This is a genomic window from Paenibacillus sp. GCM10012306 (assembly GCF_042649265.1).
In the GTDB taxonomy this organism is placed as follows: Bacteria; Bacillota; Bacilli; order Paenibacillales; family Paenibacillaceae; genus Paenibacillus_AQ.
This window is the reverse complement of record NZ_JBHRYW010000006.1, coordinates 308763-328622: the sequence shown is the minus strand read 5'-3', so window position 1 is coordinate 328622 and position 19860 is coordinate 308763. Positions and strand designations below refer to the sequence as shown.

Genomic DNA, 19860 nt, shown 5'->3' with positions numbered 1-19860 from the left:
GCATTACTAATAGATCAGCTATCGTACCAACGTTGTACCTTCCGCCTAAAACAGCAAGTCCTGTGAATAATTCTCGCCTTCCAGAATATCGTACTCCACAAGTCGATAATCCTCCAAAATCGCCTGCTGCTGCTCGTTCAGATCCTGGATAGTATCTTTTGAACCGATGAGCACATTTTTGCTCAGACCCGGAATCTCTGCCTGCACCTCGCGCAAAAGCTTGTAGAATGCTGGCATTTCCTGACCCGACAGCTGAAACACCGTGGGGCCGATAAATGCAGGACTCATCGTACCCACAGGTTCTTTTCCAATATCAAAATTAGCCAAATAGATTAGCTTCGTCTCATGCTTCAACCTTGGATCATTATCCCATCCCGTCTGGGTATAGATATCGGCCGACAGCGCCGGCAGATGATCACCCCAGAAAGCGACAATAGTCGGACGCTGGATCGTCTTCAGCTCCTGGGCCAGATATGCCAGCGCCTCATCCGTCAGCTTCGTGTCATGGACATAGGTCTCCAGCTCGTCCTTCCAGGCTGGCTGTGTACCGCCTACACTAATAGTATTGGGGCCGTTCAGTCCTTTAGTAAAAGGAAAATGATTCTGCATAGTTACAAGATGCAGGAAGGTCGGCTGCTTCGCTGCCTTCAGCTTTCCGACAGCTTCCTGAACGGCAGACATATCGGAGATATAGCCATTCGGCGTAATCCGCTCTGAGTTCTCCATCTCTTTCTCACTGGTAAATTCGTCGAAGCCCATAATTGGATAGACCCGGTTTCGATTATAGAAGGTATCGTCAAAAGGATGCACGGCAAGTGCCTGATAGCCTCTGTCCTTGAGTATGCTGACGATGGATGGGATCTCTGACATTTTGACAATCTTCTGCTGATAAGGAATTGATCCGTCTTTAAGAAAATACATCGACAGGCCGGTCAGCGCCTCAAATTCGACATTGGCCGTGTTCCCGCCAAACTCCGGCGAGAGCAGATAACCGGACGGAGTGTTCTTCCCCTCCTGATGAATGAACGCCAGCGGGTCTTCACTGAAGGTAAAGCCGGGTAGACGGGTCACATCAAAGAATGCTTCATCCATCATATACATGATGTTCGGACGCTCCGTAAGCGTAGTAGTTTTATCGCTACCAGCAGGCAACGCACCATATTTCTCGGCAATCCGGGCAATAGACGCTTGACTGTAATTCGCCGGCTTCTCGATCAGCTTCTGCTTGAGATTGCCCGTGAAGGCGAACACAAAACCGTTCTGGCTGTAATTGACCTTCTGATTCCAGTAAATATTCTGGTACTGGATAGAGGTCGCCAGCGCATGCTGTCCACCAACCATCCAGATAAATCCCCCGATCATGACAGCAGAGAGAAGCGTTAAGATTGCGCGCAGTCTGAAGCGAATCTGCACTCTAGGTAGCTTCCAGATTAAATACACCACTGCAACCAGCAAAACGGCGGCTAGCACCATCGCCAGCGGAGAAATCATCCCTGAGGTGATCTTACTCATCTCACGAGCGTTCTTAAGCTGCATTAAATCCCAGGGAAACAGCGGCTCTCCGGTGGTGGAGAGCTTCTTATAATTCGCTATGCCAATCAGGAGGCATCCTACGAACGCCAGCAATGTTCCGGCATAAATGTTGGGAATGATCAGTGCAAAGCAAAGTAGTACAAAGAAAAAGAACAAGCTACCAAATATATAAAGCCAGTAATATTGCGAAATCCAGGTCAAAGCGCTGCTGGCATTCATCCCGAGCGAAGACGTTTGCATGAAGAAATTAAGCAAAAATCCGCCTAGTAGCAGCAGTAAAAGCAGTATATTCAGCTCTTTGGCAGACGTAAAACGACGCATACATATCCTCCTCTATCTATTCTAATCGAACAGTATACGCCATTTTGATTAAATAAACCTTAAATTTGCAACTGTGCTTCTGTGACGGAGGCGTCGCCCCGCTTTCGTAAAAGGCTAAATTCCTTGCGAACCATCCACGCTGTCCACAGTACGATCATGGCATCAATCGCCAGCGTCCCCCAGTACACACCGGAAACTCCCATAATTCTTGGCAGCACTAACATCACCGGAACATAGAACACAAGCTGTCTGGCAATCCCGATGATCGCAGCCGGTTTTCCTTTATCAATAGACGGGAAGAAGGTCATCGCCATAAAAATCATCGATAACAGCGGCAGGACCGCCATGTTAATCCGGAAGTACATCAGCTCCGCCCCACTGAAGACCTGATCGGGCAGCATAAGCCCCAGAATCATCTGTGGACTCCACATGGCAATTAACCAGAACGGCAGGGTCAGCACCATGGAAGCTAATGTGAATATTTTGTAGGATTGAATGACACGCTCGTATTTCTCTGCCCCGAAGTTAATTCCGATAACCGGCTGCAGTGCGCGCATAAGACCGAAGATCGGTGTAAGCAAGAATGTGAATACCCGGAAAACGACCCCGTAGAAGGCCACATCGGCAATGGTGCCGTATTTGGACAGGGCATTAAACACAATTACGGCCTGCACCAGGTTCATAAAATTCATAATAAAGGAAGACATACCCAGACTGAAAATGGATTTTAAGGTAGTCCCATCTCGGTAAATTGCAAAAGCTTTGCTTTTAAAGGAAGACCATCCTCTACCAAAGTAAATCCAGCCCAGTAGTGTATAGACGAACATTCCGATATTGGTCGCCCAAGCAGCACCCTCCACCCCTAGTTGCAGGACGGCTACAAGCAAATAATTGCAGAGAACATCTGCCACCAAGCCAATGCCCATCACGACTGCCGCAGACTTCATCTTGCCCTCAGCTCTGACAATCATATTCGCGGCCAAACCGTAGATCCAAAAGAAAGCGCCCCAAACGGTAATCCTGAAGTAGCTATTACCCATCTTCAGCGTTTCTCCCTCTCCTCCCATGATTGACACTAATTGGGTAGAAAATAATAGGCCTAGCAACATGTAGACTACGGTCACAATGACCGTTATGTAATTTACATTGCCCATCAAACGCTGCTGAGTAAGTTGATCCCGCCTTCCAATAGCAATGCTCAACACCGCGCCTGCCCCAACCCCGATCAGGGAGCCTAACCCGAGGCTGATTTGTGTCAATGGGTAGGCTACGGAGACACCGGCTAAAGCAGTCTCACCTACATAACGGCCCACAAATACAGCGGCGATCACCGCGTTCAGTCCGTACAATACCATGGCGATAATTGCTGGCCAGGATAGCTGGTACATTATTTTCCACAGATTCTCGTTCAGGATTAGAAGCTTCTGCTTCTCTTTTCCATCTGTGGTCTGCTGTAACGTTGACATAGAAGGAAACCTCTTTTCTCTAAATAAAATAGAAGCCGTTATCCGAACCCAGTTCTCAGATCCTGGCTGACTTCTATATCAGTGTAGGAGATGAAGAGTGTCCCCCACTACCAGCGGACGGAGCCTTATGACCGAAAACAGGATTATTTTCGCCCTGCTGCAGTACAACGCAAAAAAGCCGCCTCCAGGCAGCATGAAAACTACCGGAGACAGCTTTAGATTGAGACAATAAGACATATTGTTCTACTGAACGGCATCCTCACTTCAACTGAAATCAGCGTCCCTGACGGCGGTTGTTCAGCCACAGCGGGAAGCGGAAGGCCAAGTTGATGAGCAGGACAACTATAACCAGCACAGCTGCCGAACGGTCGGCAATCTGACGTGCATCCTCAACGATCGCCTCGGATTGGACGTACCACAGATGCACCGCCAGCGTCTCGCCTGGCGAGAACAGGTTAAAGTCCCACATTTCGCCCGAGGTACTAAGGCCAGCAGTCAAGATGATAACCGCAGACTCCCCGAAAGCACGACCAGCAACCAGACAGATACCGGTTACGATAGAGCGCAAGGCAACAGGGAGCACTACCGTACGGATGACGTGGAATTTGGTCATACCGAGCGCATAACCCGCTTCGCGGATATCGCCGGGAACGGCGCGCACCGCTTCTTCTGTTACGCGAGCCAGCATTGGCAGGTTCAAGAGCGCCAAGCTGACGCCTCCGCCCAGAATCGTAAGTCCAATCCCGAAGTATTCAGCGAAAATCGCTAGACCGAGCATACCGAATACAATGGATGGAACCGAGGACAAGGCTTCTACACAGATCCGTAATGCACCGGTGAATTTGTTATCTGGCGCGTATTCTGCCATGTAAATCCCCGCACCCAGTCCAATTGGAACCGAGATGATCAGTGAGATGAACAGGATGTAGAAGGAGTTGAACAGTACCGGACCAATCCCGCCGCCAGCATCCATCTCCTCTGGCTGCTTGAGCAAGAAATCCAGACTCAGGGATGGCAAGCCTTTGCCCATGATCGAGAACAGCAACCAGAAGATCAGCAGCAGAATCAGACCGCCCAGCGTATAGAAGCCGTATGTAGCTATTTTGTCGCGTAGCTGCGCCCGCGCCGTATGGCGTGTCCGTGTGAAGCTGGTCATGCTGCATCCCTCCGCTTTCTTCCGAGTATCCGAATGATCAGAATCAGCACGAACGAGATCACGAGCAGCAAGAAGGCCATCATGTGCAGCGCATAGTTCCAGGTCGAGTCAAATTCCACATTAGAAATTTGCATTACGATATTACTTGTCAGCACCGAAGAAGGTGTGAACAGTGTTTTGGCCAGTTGGGCTGTGTTCCCGATGACCATAACAACAGCCATTGTCTCACCAACAGCACGAGTCATCCCGAGAATGACCGCAGAAATAATCCCCCGGCCTGCCGCAGGCAGCACTACCCGCATAATTACTTGTAGACGGGTAGAACCAAGAGCATAAGCTGCATCGCGGTATTTGCGCGGTACAGCTACAATGGCATCATCGCTGATCCGGCAGATCGTCGGCAGCACCATCAAGGATAGAACAAGCGCCGCGGCCAATATTCCGTCACCGAGACCCTGGCCACTGACATCACGCAGGAAGGGAAGCAATACGGTAAGGCCCAGATATCCATAAACGATGGATGGAATCCCGACCAGCAGGTCAAGCACTGGGCGAATAAAGGTCTTCAACCAGTTCGGAGCAATCTCGGCAACAAGCACCGCCATACCTACCGAGATGGGAACTGCGATGACCATTGTAAGCGCAGTTAGCGAAAGTGTATTCACAATAAACGCGGCTGCCCCGAAAGCATCCTCTTCCGGACTCCAATTAAAAGAGAAGAAGAAGTCAGCCAATGAGACCTGGCCGAACATTAGCATCGCCGTTTTACCGATAAATAAGATAACCATGCCCAGTACAAAGCAAAGCGCCAAAATACTGAACAAAAAATAATACCGGGATATTGCATTACTTAGCATATGCCTGCTATGTCGTTTTGCATTAGCGCTGACCTTAACCGCGCTTTGTTTCAGCCTGGATTCCAGGTTGTGGACTGGTGCCCCCATATGTTCCCTCCTGTAAGCGGCCAGCCCCCGCTGATTCTCTAGGAGCTGGCCGCTGTTTACCGTTCAATATAATCTTGGATATTAATATTATTTCATCGATGCGATTGGAATGAATTTAAGCTTCTTCAAAGAACCTTGTTGGAACTTCTTGCTTTGTACGTAATCGATGAATTCTTTAGTAGCGCCAGTAGGTTGGCCTTTAGTCATGAAGTAACCGTAAGCCCAAATTTTGTAGGAACCGTTGATTACGTTATCTGTAGTAGCTTCAACGCCGTTGAATTTAACAGCCTTAACGTCGCCACTTACATATACCAAGTCGATGTATCCGATGGCGTTAGGAGTAGTTGCTACAGCTGTTTTCATGTCACCGCTGGAACCTGTTTCTTTGTAGTTCTTTTCTTTCTTCACGATATCGCCACCAGCCAAAGCTTTAGCTTGATAGTTAACGCGTGTACCGGAACCGAAAGCACGAGTGATTACAACGATATCAGCATCCGAACCGCCAACTTCTTTCCAGTTAGTGATTTTACCGGAGAAAATGCCTTTAAGTTGATCTGTAGTCAGGTTGTCAACACCGACATTTTTGTTAACGATTGTAGCAAATGGAATAACAGCTACTTTGTTTGCTACTTGACCGTCAAAAGCTTTGAAGCCTGGAACATCAATACTAGCATCCCAGTCGCAAGCGCCGATGTCAGCGATGCCTTTTTTTACAGCTTGTGGTCCAGTTACGGAACCTTTACCGGAAGCAGCGATTTTCACTTTAGGGTGAAGCTTTTGGAATTCCTTAGCTGCTTGCAGCGTTAGTGGAAGCAATGCTGTGGAACCATTCACCGTAATTTTTCCGGAAAGGGAGTCAGCTGCAGAAGCGATTCCAGCAAAAGCTGTTGTTAACGCAAGAACTGCTGTGAGTGCAGTTACTGTAAATTTTTTAAAAACTTTCATGAACTATTTCTCCTCTCGGCTATACGCCGTTAAATTAGTTAGTAAGGTCTAAGAAGTACAAATGAATGATTGTTATTTAGTCAGTTCGAGAGCTTTGCCGGCTTTGATAACAACTACTTTGCCATCGCTGATGATTGCCAGTTTGCTGCCGTCTTTCGACACAGCCACTTCGGATACATCTTCAGAAGAACGGTACAGCTCAGTTTTAGCTCCGCTAGCATTGATGGAGTATACCACTGTATCGCCATTAGCTGTCGTACCGGACACCACCAGACCAGTACTCACACTGCTTACCCATGTAGGCTCAATATCAAGTGCGATGTCCGAGTTAGTTCCGTCAGCTTTCACACTCTTCAGTGTGTTTGCTGCTTTACCGTCAGCATCTGCACTCAGGTAAGCTACATTGCCATCAGCAAGAATTTCAGGGTACAGCTTGTTGTCTGCGGAAGTAGTGAGTGCAACTGGTTTTGCGTCTTTCACTGTCAGATCCAGCTTATACAGCTGCTCTCCAGCTTTGCTGAAGTCTACTGTAAGAGAATCTTCAGTGCTGTCAGCATCGTTCTTGGCTACACCGGTCAGGTTGACGATATAAGCAACACTCTTCTCGTCAGCAGCCACACGCAGCTCGGATTTGTTCTCGACTTTGTCAGCAAGCACTGTAGCTACAGTTCCCGATTCCACGGAGATGGAAGCAATCTTCTCTTGCTTGTCCCCTTGGATAAAGTAGATCTTCTTACCATCTTGGGACCAGATCAGGTCAGTCTTAACGCTGTTGTCAGTACCCAGCGCTTTAATAGCTCCAGTGTTCAGATCGATCAGACGAAGCTGGCCAGTCTCGTCATTGAAAGCACCCCAACGTTGGTCAGCCGATACTGCGAAATCTACTGCGCTGTCATCGGTAGAGAACAATTGGTAGTTACCTTGATCCGCACCAAACTTAAGAAGTTGAGTCGACTCGGCATCACTTTTGTTCGCAATAATGCTGCCGTCTGCTGCCCAGTGAATCGTATCGAATAGACCCTCAGGACGGGCAAAGCTCAGAATGGATGTACTTTCGGCATCCAGTTCACCGCCCAAGGATACAACAAGCTTGGTTAATTCTACATAAGTGATGTTCTTGTATGTTACAGGCGCAATAGTGAATGTTTGTGCCTCACCGTCTACTTGAAAGCTCTTGGAGCCTGGTTTGATTTGAAGGGTATGTAGGCCTTTGCTGTCGTTCAGCTCAATGCCGCTTGCGCTGGCTTTTACGTGAGCTCCGATCTCGCCGGCTACTTGGCTAAGTGCATAAAGTTTATAACCGCCACTGTCAATTGTCTTGAATGTGACTGGCGTGCCATTTACAGTCCATGTAGCGGTACCTTCATTGACTTTTACCGGCCCGGAGACTGCTGCACTTACTGTTCCTGTCTTACTACCACCTGCACTGGCAGCTAATGCGCTCCCTGCCCCTGCGGTTACTAGAAGTGCCGAAGCCAAGGTTGCGCTTATCCATTTACTGTTTTTCAATTAGATTCACCCTTTTCCTATAGGTAACTGCTAATGTTATTTTCGTCTACAATTGTCAATGCCGTTGCAGAGGTATGTTTTGGAAATATTAATTTGGGCATATTTTGGTAGTTTTTTGTTAAGAGAGTGTAAAATATCGCGTAATGAGTCTATTAGTCCCGCATCTCTAGTGAATATGTCTATAAAAAGACCCCAGCGCCTTCCATTGGGTCTATTTGCACATAATAGTTGCCGGACAGCCCTTCCTTTTACCTGGAAATCGCTGCTGTCAACAATTCGGGAAGTCCTGTTTACAATCATTCCCACTTGACCTACAATCACGAGTGAATGCTGATTTATATCCTGCATTAATGAAGGAGAATGGATATGAAGAAGAATGCTCCCGTCATTTCTGTGAACCATGTCTGCAAATCTTTTGGCAGCAAACAGGTATTGAAAGATATAACACTCGAAGTAGCGCCCGCTGAGACCTTTGGTATTCTGGGACCCTCTGGATCAGGCAAGACCACGCTAGTCAAAATTTTAACCGGTATCGATGAAGCCACCTCTGGTGAGGTGCACCTGCTCGGGGTCAAGCTTCCCAAATTGTCTATGCTTCAGCAGATCGGCTATATGGCCCAGTCCGATGCGCTCTATACAGAGCTCAGTGCCAAGGAGAACTTGGAATTCTTCGCTTCCCTGTACGGTCTTAAGGGACAACGACGTGCCCGCCGCATCAAGGCTGTCATGGAACTGGTCAATCTGGAGGATCATCTGCGCAAAAGAGTGGGGGATTATTCTGGAGGTATGAAGCGTCGCCTGTCTCTGGCAATCGCGCTGCTGCATGAGCCCCCCTTACTGATTCTGGATGAACCTACAGTCGGCATTGATCCTGTGCTACGGCTGTCCATCTGGAATGAGCTGAAGGCGCTGAATACGAAGGGGACGACCATTGTCCTTACTACTCATGTAATGGACGAAGCCGAGAAATGCGACCGTCTGGGCATGATCCGGGAAGGAGAGCTGCTAGCTGCGGACACTCCTGCGGGACTGCTGCAAGCTACCGGTTCTTCAACCCTCGAGGAAGCCTTTCTATATTATGGAGGTGTCCGTCCATGAGAGTCAGAGCGATCACCTTGCGAATTCTGCAGCAATTCATTCGTGATAAAAGAACTATGGCATTGATGTTCATTGCCCCCCTGCTCGTGCTCAGTCTGATGAGCCTTGTATTCAACGGAGATGCCTATGCGCCGAAGCTTGGGGTAACTGGTCAGGCAGCATCGCTGTCTTCCAGCTTGGTGAAGCACGGGGCCATTATCACGGAGTATGCCTCTACAGAGGCAGGTAACGATGCATTAAAAAAAGGCGTCATTGACGCGTTAATCTCGCTGGAAAACAACGTGCCTCATGTTATTTTGGAAGGCAGCAACCCTACCGCGGGCCGTGCGGTGATGACAGTGCTCCAGGAAACCTCTCAAGCGGCCATCCCCAATGCGCAGCAGAGCATCCAGCCCAAGATCAGTTATCTGTACGGCTCTGAAGACATGAAGACTATTGACCGTTTCGGGCCAATTATGATCGGTGTGTTTATCTTCTTCTTTGTGTTCCTGATTGCCGGGGTCTCCTTCCTGCGTGAGCGAACCACTGGCACGCTGGAACGGTTGCTCTCGACACCGCTGAAACGTTGGGAGATTGTCGTGGGTTATGTGTGCGGCTTTGGCCTGTTCACTATCGTTCAGGCCCTGTTGATCTCCTGGTATTCTATTCATGTGCTCGGAATCCTCATGACCGGTAGCTTCGGCTACGTCTTGCTGATAACCTTGCTGTTATCTATGTCCGCTCTAACACTGGGCACCTTGCTCTCGGCCTTCGCAGCTAATGAGCTGCAAATGATCCAGTTTATCCCGCTGGTCATCGTACCGCAAATCTTCCTGAGCGGATTATTTCCGCTCGACACGCTTCCACTCTGGTTGCAGCGGATCGGGCTGGCCACACCGCTATATTATGGCGCTGAGGCGCTAATGAACATCATGATCCGTGGCCAGGGCTGGAAGACGATTGCCCTCGACGTGTATGTGCTGATCGGATTCTCCCTTCTGTTCATGGCGCTGAATGTACTGGCTTTGCGCAAGCACCGCAAAATGTAATGTAAGGAAATCCGAATTCCCGATAGAATTATGTCGAATCGGCAGGAATATACTGGAGTCCCAGCGAATGTATAGAACGCTAAACCATTAGACACCGGTTAAAGCATAATACATTGGGGGAAGAAGACTTATGAAAAGATTGGTCGTAATACTAACTGCCCTGCTGCTCGTTATCGGGCTGGGCAGCCCTGCGGGAACAGGGAAAGCCGCCGCGGCAGCGGCACCAGCTTATAACGAAATCTCTACGTTTGTGGACGGCAAGCTGATTATCTCGACTTCCAAGTCGATCCTGGTCAATTCATCGGCATATGTACCCGTGAAGCTGCTGGATCAAATTCCGGGAATCAGCATGACCAAGACAGCTACAGGCATTAGTGTGAGTGGCGCCAAAGGTGCTACTACACTGAACAAGGACAACTCGGTCCTGTACAACAACTCCAACTATGTTGCATTCAAGACATTGTTGAACATCGGCGCGATTGATGGCAAGTACGCCTCCAGCGCCTACTCATTGTTCATCTGGAGCGGAGATGAAGGCAAGGCGAAGAGCAATGCCACACTGACAGCGCTCAGCAAGCTTCCAAGAAACTTTGGTAGCGTTGTAGGCAAGAAGGTCTATGTCTACGGTTTCCCAGGCACACATTGGATTACAGACGTCCAGTACGATGGAGGCTCCTCGATTGAGTTTTCCATGCTCAAGGACGATGGCACGTCATGGACGCTGAATCAAGACATTGATGACGAAGCTATGATGTATACAATGGATTACCTACAGTACTTGAAGAAGACCTTTAATGGCACAGCGGCTTGGGTGCGGAATTCCCAGATCGAGGATAGTCCGTTCAAAAATATGGAGAAGGTCACGATAAAGAGCGTTCAAGCGGACAATGAGAGCGGTGATATTGAAGTTGTCCTGCGCCGGGCCAGTGGTCAAGAAATTACCATTACTTTGGCACCTGTAGCGGATCAAATCAGTAATATTAGCAGCACTTTCCTCTATAAAAGTCCTCGTACATTAACTAACAGCAGTGATAAAATGTGGGCAGCTATTGTTGCTGAAAAGGTAGTCGTCGGGATGACTTTCGATGAAGTTTACTTCTCATGGGGCGATCCAGACCGAACTAATGAATCTCTTGGATTGGCAGTATACGGAGATACCTATCTGTATTTCTATAATGGAAAATTAAAGTATATTTCTGAGTTGTAGATAGTTCACTAGAATAGCGGAGAAGCGGAGTTTACGGCAGGAGAGCCGGAACTCCGCTTTTTTTGTGCATGGGAACCGTTGTACTAAGGAACATGGTTTGTATCCTTTATTATTTTGAAGGCGTACGCTTGTTCTGTTAATATAGGACTAGATTTATACGGAGCGTGAACAGACTGATGCGTAGAAGAAAGGAATAACAGCATGGGATACAGTGTACCGGAGCGGGTAATCAAGCTGCTGTGTGGCAAAGCCGTTCTAGAAGAAGGAGCCATCCTCTTCCATAGCAACAAGGTTCAATTAACCTGGGAAGAACAACAAGAGGAGCGCGGTGGAATCGTCAGCCGGACAGAATATGAAGCCATCGTTCAAGGACACCCCAGCTATGACGTCAAAGCTGCCGTGGACAGCGATGGAGACGTTCGGGCAGAGTGCAGCTGTCCGGCCTATTCACACGGCGGGCCTTACTGCAAGCATATCGCTGCCGTGCTGATTCACATCCATGAGCTGGCGCATGCCGATCATTCGGATCAGCGTTCAGAGAACTCAATCCTGCACCAGCACGCGCTGTCGTACAGGGAAGACGGCAGGCTGACACCGCGCAACCTCCGCCATTCCTCTGGAAGTCCTGCGCAAGACAGCCAACTGGTGGACAGTATGCTGGGCATGTTCGGAAATTCGCGCCCACGTCCCCGTCCCTCAGGCGCAGGGACCTATGTGGATACGAGAGATACGCTAGTTGTGGAGTGGACAGTGAGACCTATGACCTCTGGCTACGGCAGCACTGAAATGCTTGGCATTGAGCTGAAGATAGGGCCTAAACGTCTATATATTGTACAGAAGATCAGAACCTTCCTGGAAGCCATTCATCGTGGGGAGAACTTTGAATTCTCGCGGCATTTTGTTTATAGTCCCTCGCAGTACAGCTTTCTTCAGAAGGACAATGAGATTATCCAAAAGCTCCTCCAGATCATACAGAGTGAAAAAGTCTACCGTGATAGCCTGGGGATCAACTCACAATATGGAAATAGAGCCAGCGGAGAGCGGGAGCGGTTACTTCCTATCCCACCTTATTTCTGGAAGGAACTGCAACCCCTACTGGCAACAGCGCCTTCGGTCCACCTCCAGCAAGGTGATCACCTATACGAAGGCGTGAATATCTCGCAGGGAACACTCCCGCTAGTGTTTCAGCTGGATCAGGCGAAGAGCGGCGGCTACCGCCTGGAGGTTCAGGGCCTGGACAACATCACGGTATTGGAAAATTACGATTTGGTGCTGTCCGCAGGCCAACTGCTGGAACTACCATCCCAAGAATGCGGGCGGCTCGCCGGGATCAAGCGGATGCTAGGCACCTCTAGCCAAAGCAGCCTGGGTATTACGCCAACGCAGATTGAATCGTTCATGGACAAGGTGATTCCCGGTCTCGTGAAGCTGGGCACGGTTACGGTCGCCGAGTCCATCTCGGACCGGATCCTTCACAGCCCGTTAAAAGCCCGGCTCTATCTGGACCGAATCAGGGACCGGCTGCTTGCGGGACTGGAGTTTCAGTACGGGGATATCGTCCTGAATCCGCTGGAAGAACACCGAAGCCGCGGTACAGATCTCATCCTTATGCGAGACGGCGAACGGGAAGCCCGAATAATGGAGCTGATGGAGAACGCCGCCTTCGTCAGAACGGAAAGCAGCTTCCTCATGAGTAACGAGGATGACGAATTCGATTTTCTGTACCATACGGTTCCACTTCTGGAGGATCTGCTGGAAGTCTACGCGACCACCGCTGTTAAAGAGAGGCTACTTACAGGCAATCCTCCTCCCAAGGTCAACGTCAGCTGGAATGAAAAAACGGACTGGCTGGATTTCAAGTTCGATATGGGTGGCATTCCCGAAGAGGAGATTGCCGCCCTTCTGAAGGCACTTCAAGAGAAGCGTCGATATTACCGTCTTCCAGATGGAGCCTTGCTGCCACTGGACACCGAGGAGCTTCAGGAAATGATCACTTTTATGAATGAAGTGGGGATCAAGACCGGGGAGATTCAAGGCAAAGCCTTCTCATTGCCCCTTATCCGGGGGCTGCATCTCGGTTCCACCGATCATAAAGGAGATGCAGTCAAGCTCGATAAAAGCTTCCGCAAGCTGCTCGCCAATCTGCAAAATCCAGACAATCTGGATTTCCCTGTACCGGACAGCCTATTTCCTGTGCTGAGAGATTATCAGCAGCTCGGGTTCCAGTGGCTCAAGACACTGGCCCATTACCGCTTCGGCGGCATTCTGGCCGATGATATGGGGCTAGGTAAAACACTGCAAAGCATCACCTTCCTGCTCTCCGAGCTGCCGGACATCAGGGACGGAGGACGGCCAGCGTTGATCGTCGCCCCTGCCTCACTGCTCTACAACTGGCATAACGAGTTGAAGAAATTTGCTCCGGAGATAAAAGCGGTCATCGCAGATGGCAACCTGACAGAACGAAGCCGAACGCTCAAGAACACTGCCGAAGCTGATGTGATCATCACCTCTTACCCGCTGCTGCGTAGGGATGTGAAGCTATATAACGGAATATCCTTTCATACACTGATTCTCGACGAGGCACAAGTCATCAAGAATGAAGTCACTCAAACGGCCCGAGCGGTTAGAAGTCTACAGGCACGTTATCGCTTTGCTTTGACAGGAACACCTGTAGAGAATGCGCTAGAAGATTTATGGTCTATCTTCAGTGCTGTCTTTCCTGGACTATTTCCTGAGAATAAGAAGACTTTTCATGATTTGCCGAGAGCAGCGGTTGCTAAACGGGCTAGGCCATTTCTGCTGCGTCGCCTGAAGCGTGATGTGCTGAAGGAACTGCCTGACAAAATTGAGTCTGTACAAGCCTCCGAGCTGCTACCGGACCAGAAGAAGCTGTATGTAGCTTACCTTGCCCGACTGCAAAAAGAAGCACTTAAGCACCTGGACAGCGACGGCTTCGGCGGGTTTGGAGAGCACCGGATCAAAATCCTGGCCGGACTGACCCGGCTACGTCAGCTCTGCTGCCACCCTTCTCTATTTATCGAGGGCTATCAAGGAGGCTCTGGTAAATTCGAGCAATTGCTTGAGATTATCGCTGAATGCCGCAGCTCCGGCAAACGGATGCTGGTCTTCTCACAGTTCACAAGTATGCTGGACCTGATTGGACGGGAGCTTGGCGTGCAGGGTGTTCCCTATTTCTATCTCGATGGTCAAACGCCGCCTGCCCAGCGGACCCAGCTATGCCAACGCTTCAACGAAGGGGAAGGGGATCTGTTCCTGATCTCATTAAAAGCAGGCGGCACTGGACTGAACTTGACGGGAGCGGATACCGTCATCCTCTACGATCTTTGGTGGAACCCTGCTGTAGAACAGCAGGCCGCCGACCGCGCTCACCGCATCGGGCAGAAGAATGTCGTGCAGGTGATCCGACTCGTCGCCCAAGGTACGGTGGAAGACAAGATGTATGAATTGCAGCAAAAGAAGAAGAACTTGATCGATGAAGTCATTCAGCCAGGACATGAGAGCTTGTCCGCCCTGACAGAACAAGATATCCGGGAGATTCTGCGGATTTGATACAACCAACTTTAACAAGAAGGCTTGCCTGAGAAAAAACAGAGAAATGACAATCCCCCCACGGCGATGACCCCATGGGGGATTGTTATATTATTTTCTAGTCCCTGCTTCCTTCTTGTAGGCAGGACCCAGAAGTTTCTGAAAATAATTTCGGTTATACAGCATGCTCGGATGAGAAGGTGCGTATTTTAGAGCCTGTTCATTATGTTCATTCGCTTGCAGATGTTCCCCTATCCGGTCATAGCACAGGCAGAGTTGCAAATGCGGCAGCCAGGTTGAATAGGCACGGTTGGTGGAACCCATATTCTCTTTCTGTTCTGGCAGGTTCAGCGCCTGCTGATACCAATAAATAGCTTCATTGTGCTGCGATTTTTCCAGGAAAAATGCACCGATCCGGCAGCAGAATTCCGCACGGGGAGCGTCATACTGCAAGGTTTTGCAGAGAGCCTGGAACTCTTTTTCCGTGTCGCCCAATTGCCCATAACAACCAGCCAGCTTGAGGCAGGCCTGAATATTATCCTCAACCCAACCCTCACCTGCGCCCAGGAACTTCCCATAGTACTCCACAGCTTCCTGGTACAAGGCATGATCGCGAAGCTCGTTAGCGTAATAGTACAAGTCGCGAGGGGAGAATTGTTCCCCCTGCTCTACTCTTTTGCGATAAATGCGCAGATTGCGGTCTGTATACTGTTTATCTTTTTGATGAGTAATCGCCACCTCGCCGTGAATAATATTGCCGCCTACCTCCAAATACTCGTGCACCGGGCCGTACCACTGAAAGTTGCGATCCCGTCTAACCAGCCGGTTACGCCGCAAGCTCGAGGTCACATTTCCGTCATGGTCAAACGCCAGATGATAGGGCATGGTTACACTATGAATATGGGGGGACAACGTCTTTTTTAACTCTTTAAAAAGAGTCTGATCCTTCTCGGCAATGGTATCATCGGCATCCAGCCAGAGAATATATTCTTGCGTCGCCTGCTTGAAGGCATAGTTTCTAGCAGCAGCAAAGTGATCGATCCATTCAAAATCATAAATTTTGGCACCGAAGCTTCTAGCGACTTCCTTGGTCTTGTCGGTGGAACCTGTATCTACAATAATAATTTCATCGACGATTTCCTTAACCGTTGAAAGACAGCGGGCGAGTCCTTTTTCCTCATTACGCACGATCATGCACAGACTGATTGAAATCATGGATATCTCCTTCCTTGAATGCAACACAGGGATAAAAATAAGCAGGGGCTTGTAACAAGCCCTTGCTTATTTGAAACCTACGGATATACCTTAGCTGATGGCGATCCCGCCACTGGCATAGCCGGCAATCGTAGTCGCTACATCAGTACCAGCCGTTACATTAGCGCTGAAGACCAGAATCAACCGCTCCCCAGGGGTGACCGGAATGGATAAACCAGTAGCGGTTCCACTGCTGGTTGTACCCAACGCCAGAGTACCTGTAAGTGTAGGAGTCAGCGTTACAATCGACCCTGCTATTGCTGTGAAAGTGTTATTAGGTGCTATCGAACGGTACAATTCAGCTGTAATGGTAATCGTTGTACCTACCAAGCTGAGTGCAGTTGTCGTACTGAAATAAGCAGCTATTGAGGTGATGGTACCGGCACGTGGAACAGAGAATGCTTCGTTGACCAAAAGCCCTGGACCACCGGTAATGTTAATTGCTGAGCCGGTAATATTCAGACCTATGGAGCTCGTGCCAAAACCGATCAAGCTGGATGTATTCAGTACACCACCCAGTACTGTAGTCAACGAAACTGGAAGTCCCGAAGCATAAGGAATGATGGCACCTGAACCGGCGGTTCCTGTGGCTCCTGTTGCTCCGGTACCTCCGGCGGCTCCCGTTGCTCCGGTACCTCCAGTGGCTCCTGTTGCTCCGGTACTTCCGGTGGCTCCCGTTACTCCGGTGGCTCCGGTTGCTCCGGTACCTCCGGCGGCTCCCGTGGCTCCGGTGGCTCCGGTGGCTCCTGTGGCTCCTGCCGATCCTGTTGCACCTGTCGCTCCGGTTGCCCCAGTGGCTCCTGTTGCTCCAGTTGTTCCAGTCGCTCCTGTTGCTCCGGTGGCTCCTGTCGCCCCAGTGGTTCCCGTCGCTCCTGTTGCTCCCGTTGCACCCGTTGCTCCGGTGGCTCCTGTCGCTCCGGTGGCTCCTGTTGTTCCAGTCGCTCCTGTCGCTCCGGTGACTCCTGTTGCCCCAGTGGCTCCGGTGGCTCCCGTTGCTCCAGTTGTTCCAGTGGCTCCTGTTGCTCCTGTTGCTCCGGTGGCTCCTGTTGCTCCTGTTGCTCCGGTGGCTCCTGTCGCTCCGGTGGCTCCTGTCGCTCCGGTGGCTCCGGTGGCTCCTGTCGCTCCCGTTGCTCCTGTTGCCCCAGTGGCTCCTGTTGTTCCAGTCGCTCCTGTCGCTCCTGTCGCTCCGGTGGCTCCGGTGGCTCCGGTGGCTCCTGTCGCTCCCGTTGCTCCTGTTGCCCCAGTGGCTCCTGTTACACCCGTAGCTCCAGTGGCTCCTGTTGTTCCAGTCGTTCCTGTTGCTCCGGTGGCTCCTGTCGCTCCAGTGTCACCTGTCGCTCCCGTTGCCCCAGTTGCTCCTGTTGCTCCGGTGGCTCCTGTCACTCCCGTTGCTCCCGTTGCTCCAGTGGCTCCTGTTGCACCCGTAGCTCCAGTGGCTCCTGTTGCTCCAGTGGCGCCCGTCGCTCCCGTTGCTCCAGTGACTCCGGTGGCTCCAGTTGCTCCTGTCGCACCCGTTGCACCAGTTTCACCCGTTGCTCCCGTGGCACCTGTCACTCCGGTCGCTCCAGTGTCTCCTGTTGCACCAGTGTCTCCCGTTGCTCCTGTTGCTCCAGTGTCTCCTGTTGCTCCTGTCGCTCCGGTGGCTCCTGTGTCTCCTGTCGCTCCCGTTGCACCAGTGTCACCTGTTGCTCCGGTGGCACCCGTTGCACCAGTGTCTCCCGTTGCTCCTGTTGCTCCCGTTGCACCAGTGTCTCCTGTTGCCCCTGTTGCTCCCGTTGCTCCTGTTGCTCCCGTTGCTCCCGTTGCTCCTGTTGCTCCCGTTGCTCCAGTTTCACCCGTTGCTCCAGTTGCTCCCGTTGCACCAGTGGCTCCAGTTTCACCCGTTGCTCCAGTGGCACCTGTTGCCCCTGTTGCTCCCGTTGCTCCTGTTGCTCCTGTTGCTCCTGTTGCTCCTGTTGCTCCTGTTTCTCCAGTGTCTCCCGTTGCTCCCGTGGCTCCTGTCGCACCCGTTGCACCAGTTTCACCCGTTGCTCCAGTGGCACCTGTTGCCCCTGTTGCTCCCGTTGCTCCTGTTGCTCCCGTTGCACCAGTTTCACCCGTTGCTCCAGTGGCACCTGTCACTCCGGTCGCTCCAGTGTCTCCTGTTGCACCAGTGTCTCCCGTTGCTCCTGTTGCTCCAGTGTCTCCCGTTGCTCCTGTTGCTCCAGTGTCTCCCGTTGCTCCTGTTGCTCCAGTGTCTCCTGTCGCTCCTGTCGCTCCTGTTTCACCCGTTGCTCCTGTGTCTCCTGTCGCTCCGGTGGCTCCGGTGGCTCCGGTGGCTCCTGTGGCTCCTGTCGCTCCTGTCGCTCCAGTGTCACCTGTCGCTCCCGTTGCACCAGTTGCCCCAGTTGCTCCTGTTCCACCCGTTGCTCCAGTTTCACCAGAATCTCCTGTCGCTCCAGTGGCTCCCGTTGCCCCAGTTGCTCCTGTTCCACCCGTTGCTCCAGTGGCACCTGTTGCTCCGGTGGCTCCAGTTTCACCAGAATCTCCTGTCGCTCCAGTGGCTCCCGTTGCACCAGTGTCTCCTGTTGCCCCTGTTGCTCCCGTTGCTCCTGTTGCTCCAGTTTCACCCGTTGCTCCAGTTGCTCCCGTTGCTCCAGTTTCACCCGTTGCTCCTGTTGCTCCTGTTGCTCCCGTTGCACCAGTTTCACCCGTTGCTCCAGTGGCTCCTGTTGCTCCAGTGTCTCCCGTTGCTCCTGTTGCTCCAGTGTCTCCTGTCGCTCCTGTTGCTCCAGTGTCTCCTGTCGCTCCGGTGGCTCCTGTGTCTCCTGTCGCTCCAGTGTCTCCTGTCGCTCCTGTCGCTCCCGTTGCCCCAGTTGCTCCAGTGTCTCCTGTTGCCCCCGTTGCTCCAGTTTCACCCGTTGCTCCTGTTGCTCCCGTTGCACCAGTGTCTCCTGTTGCTCCGGTGGAACCCGTTGCACCAGTGTCTCCTGTTGCCCCTGTTGCTCCCGTTGCTCCTGTTGCTCCCGTTGCTCCTGTTGCTCCAGTTGCTCCTGTTGCTCCTGTTGCTCCTGTTGCTCCCGTTGCTCCCGTTGCTCCTGTTGCTCCTGTTGCTCCTGTTGCTCCCGTTGCTCCAGTTTCACCCGTTGCTCCCGTTGCTCCTGTTGCTCCTGTTGCTCCAGTGTCTCCTGTTGCTCCAGTGTCTCCTGTCGCTCCGGTGGCACCCGTTGCACCAGTGTCTCCCGTTGCTCCTGTCGCTCCCGTTGCACCAGTGTCTCCTGTTGCCCCTGTTGCTCCCGTTGCTCCAGTGGCTCCCGTTGCTCCAGCTGCTCCCGTTTCCCCAGTTGCTCCAGTGTCTCCTGTTGCACCCGTTGCTCCTGTTGCTCCAGTGTCTCCCGTCGCTCCAGTTGATCCAGTTGCTCCTGTTCCACCCGTTGCTCCAGTGTCACCTGTCGCTCCGGTAGCTCCGGTAGCTCCGGTGGCTCCAGTTTCACCAGAATCTCCTGTCGCTCCAGTGGCTCCCGTTGCCCCAGTTGCTCCTGTTCCACCCGTTGCTCCAGTGGCACCTGTCACTCCAGTCGCTCCCGTTGCTCCCGTTGCCCCAGTTGCACCTGTCACTCCTGGTGTTCCCGGTACTCCAGTATTTCCTGTCACCCCGGTTGCTCCAGTTGCCCCGGTGGCACCCGTAGCTCCTCTCGCTCCAGTCTGACCAGTTGCTCCTGTAGCTCCTGTCGAGCCAGTTGCACCTGGTGCACCTGTTGCGCCAGTGATGCCACACAGTTCACCTAACAGCTCAGCGGAGACGAGGCGATGTGCAGTTACCAATTGACCTTGAGCATCTATACCCCAGACCGAAATTTGAATAGGATCG

13 protein-coding genes are annotated in these 19860 nt (G+C 51.5%); 4 read left to right on the top strand and 9 right to left on the bottom strand.

What is annotated here, in order from left to right; translation table 11 throughout:
• Window positions 1-45 precede the first annotated feature (45 nt).
• From ACFORK_RS15830 to ACFORK_RS15805, 6 genes are all read right to left on the bottom strand, one after another.
• A complete protein-coding gene (locus ACFORK_RS15830; protein WP_379200515.1) occupies window positions 46-1854 on the bottom strand; it encodes an LTA synthase family protein in 1809 nt (602 codons plus the stop codon).
• A 59-nt stretch (window positions 1855-1913) separates the two neighbouring features.
• On the bottom strand, window positions 1914-3320 hold the full coding sequence (locus ACFORK_RS15825; RefSeq protein WP_379200513.1) for an MATE family efflux transporter: 1407 nt from the start codon (window positions 3318-3320) through the stop codon (window positions 1914-1916).
• A 274-nt stretch (window positions 3321-3594) separates the two neighbouring features.
• A complete protein-coding gene (gene pstA / locus ACFORK_RS15820; protein WP_379200511.1) occupies window positions 3595-4476 on the bottom strand; it encodes a phosphate ABC transporter permease PstA in 882 nt (293 codons plus the stop codon).
• Window positions 4473-5420: a phosphate ABC transporter permease subunit PstC gene (gene pstC / locus ACFORK_RS15815; RefSeq protein WP_379200509.1), complete on the bottom strand. Its 948-nt coding sequence runs from the start codon at window positions 5418-5420 to the stop codon at window positions 4473-4475. The genes pstA and pstC overlap by 4 nt, the downstream gene beginning before the upstream one ends.
• An 87-nt stretch (window positions 5421-5507) precedes the next feature.
• Window positions 5508-6365 (bottom strand): phosphate ABC transporter substrate-binding protein, encoded by an 858-nt coding sequence (locus ACFORK_RS15810; RefSeq protein WP_379200506.1) that lies wholly within the window; start codon window positions 6363-6365, stop codon window positions 5508-5510.
• 72 nt (window positions 6366-6437) lie between these two features.
• A complete protein-coding gene (locus tag ACFORK_RS15805) occupies window positions 6438-7874 on the bottom strand; it encodes a stalk domain-containing protein (protein WP_379200504.1) in 1437 nt (478 codons plus the stop codon).
• A gap of 366 nt (window positions 7875-8240) precedes the next feature.
• Between ACFORK_RS15805 and ACFORK_RS15800 the strand changes: the two genes are divergently transcribed.
• The 4 genes from ACFORK_RS15800 (at window position 8241) to ACFORK_RS15785 (ending at window position 14777) form a co-directional block, all read left to right on the top strand.
• Window positions 8241-8972 (top strand): ABC transporter ATP-binding protein, encoded by a 732-nt coding sequence (locus ACFORK_RS15800; protein WP_379200502.1) that lies wholly within the window; start codon window positions 8241-8243, stop codon window positions 8970-8972.
• Window positions 8969-10000, top strand: a complete 1032-nt coding sequence (locus tag ACFORK_RS15795; RefSeq protein WP_379200500.1) for an ABC transporter permease — start codon at window positions 8969-8971, stop codon at window positions 9998-10000. Before ACFORK_RS15800 ends, ACFORK_RS15795 begins: the two co-directional genes overlap by 4 nt.
• 130 nt (window positions 10001-10130) lie before the next feature.
• Window positions 10131-11207: a hypothetical protein gene (locus tag ACFORK_RS15790; protein WP_379200498.1), complete on the top strand. Its 1077-nt coding sequence runs from the start codon at window positions 10131-10133 to the stop codon at window positions 11205-11207.
• Between the two features lie 201 nt (window positions 11208-11408).
• Window positions 11409-14777, top strand: a complete 3369-nt coding sequence (locus ACFORK_RS15785) for a DEAD/DEAH box helicase (protein WP_379200496.1) — start codon at window positions 11409-11411, stop codon at window positions 14775-14777.
• 90 nt (window positions 14778-14867) lie between these two features.
• On the opposite strand, the gene ACFORK_RS15780 is transcribed toward ACFORK_RS15785, so the two are convergent.
• The 3 genes from ACFORK_RS15780 to ACFORK_RS15770 all read right to left on the bottom strand — a co-directional run bounded on the left by ACFORK_RS15780 (window position 14868) and on the right by ACFORK_RS15770 (window position 19765).
• The gene (locus tag ACFORK_RS15780; protein WP_379200494.1) at window positions 14868-15971 is read right to left on the bottom strand and encodes a glycosyltransferase; all 1104 of its coding nucleotides are present in this window, start codon (window positions 15969-15971) and stop codon (window positions 14868-14870) included.
• 90 nt (window positions 15972-16061) lie between these two features.
• On the bottom strand, window positions 16062-19643 hold the full coding sequence (locus tag ACFORK_RS15775) for a hypothetical protein (protein ID WP_379200613.1): 3582 nt from the start codon (window positions 19641-19643) through the stop codon (window positions 16062-16064).
• Window positions 19640-19765: a hypothetical protein gene (locus tag ACFORK_RS15770; RefSeq protein WP_379200625.1), complete on the bottom strand. Its 126-nt coding sequence runs from the start codon at window positions 19763-19765 to the stop codon at window positions 19640-19642. The genes ACFORK_RS15775 and ACFORK_RS15770 overlap by 4 nt, the downstream gene beginning before the upstream one ends.
• Between the last annotated feature and the right edge of the window lie 95 nt (window positions 19766-19860).

What these genes read in the sequence shown, in the direction of transcription:
- ACFORK_RS15830 (WP_379200515.1), bottom strand. Translation starts at nt 1,854, where the DNA reads ATGCGTCGTTTTACGTCTGCCAAAGAGCTGAATATACTGCTTTTACTG.
- ACFORK_RS15825 (WP_379200513.1), bottom strand. Translation starts at nt 3,320, where the DNA reads ATGTCAACGTTACAGCAGACCACAGATGGAAAAGAGAAGCAGAAGCTT.
- pstA (WP_379200511.1), bottom strand. Translation starts at nt 4,476, where the DNA reads ATGACCAGCTTCACACGGACACGCCATACGGCGCGGGCGCAGCTACGC.
- pstC (WP_379200509.1), bottom strand. Translation starts at nt 5,420, where the DNA reads ATGGGGGCACCAGTCCACAACCTGGAATCCAGGCTGAAACAAAGCGCG.
- ACFORK_RS15810 (WP_379200506.1), bottom strand. Translation starts at nt 6,365, where the DNA reads ATGAAAGTTTTTAAAAAATTTACAGTAACTGCACTCACAGCAGTTCTT.
- ACFORK_RS15800 (WP_379200502.1), top strand. Translation starts at nt 8,241, where the DNA reads ATGAAGAAGAATGCTCCCGTCATTTCTGTGAACCATGTCTGCAAATCT.
- ACFORK_RS15795 (WP_379200500.1), top strand. Translation starts at nt 8,969, where the DNA reads ATGAGAGTCAGAGCGATCACCTTGCGAATTCTGCAGCAATTCATTCGT.
- ACFORK_RS15790 (WP_379200498.1), top strand. Translation starts at nt 10,131, where the DNA reads ATGAAAAGATTGGTCGTAATACTAACTGCCCTGCTGCTCGTTATCGGG.
- ACFORK_RS15785 (WP_379200496.1), top strand. Translation starts at nt 11,409, where the DNA reads ATGGGATACAGTGTACCGGAGCGGGTAATCAAGCTGCTGTGTGGCAAA.
- ACFORK_RS15780 (WP_379200494.1), bottom strand. Translation starts at nt 15,971, where the DNA reads ATGATTTCAATCAGTCTGTGCATGATCGTGCGTAATGAGGAAAAAGGA.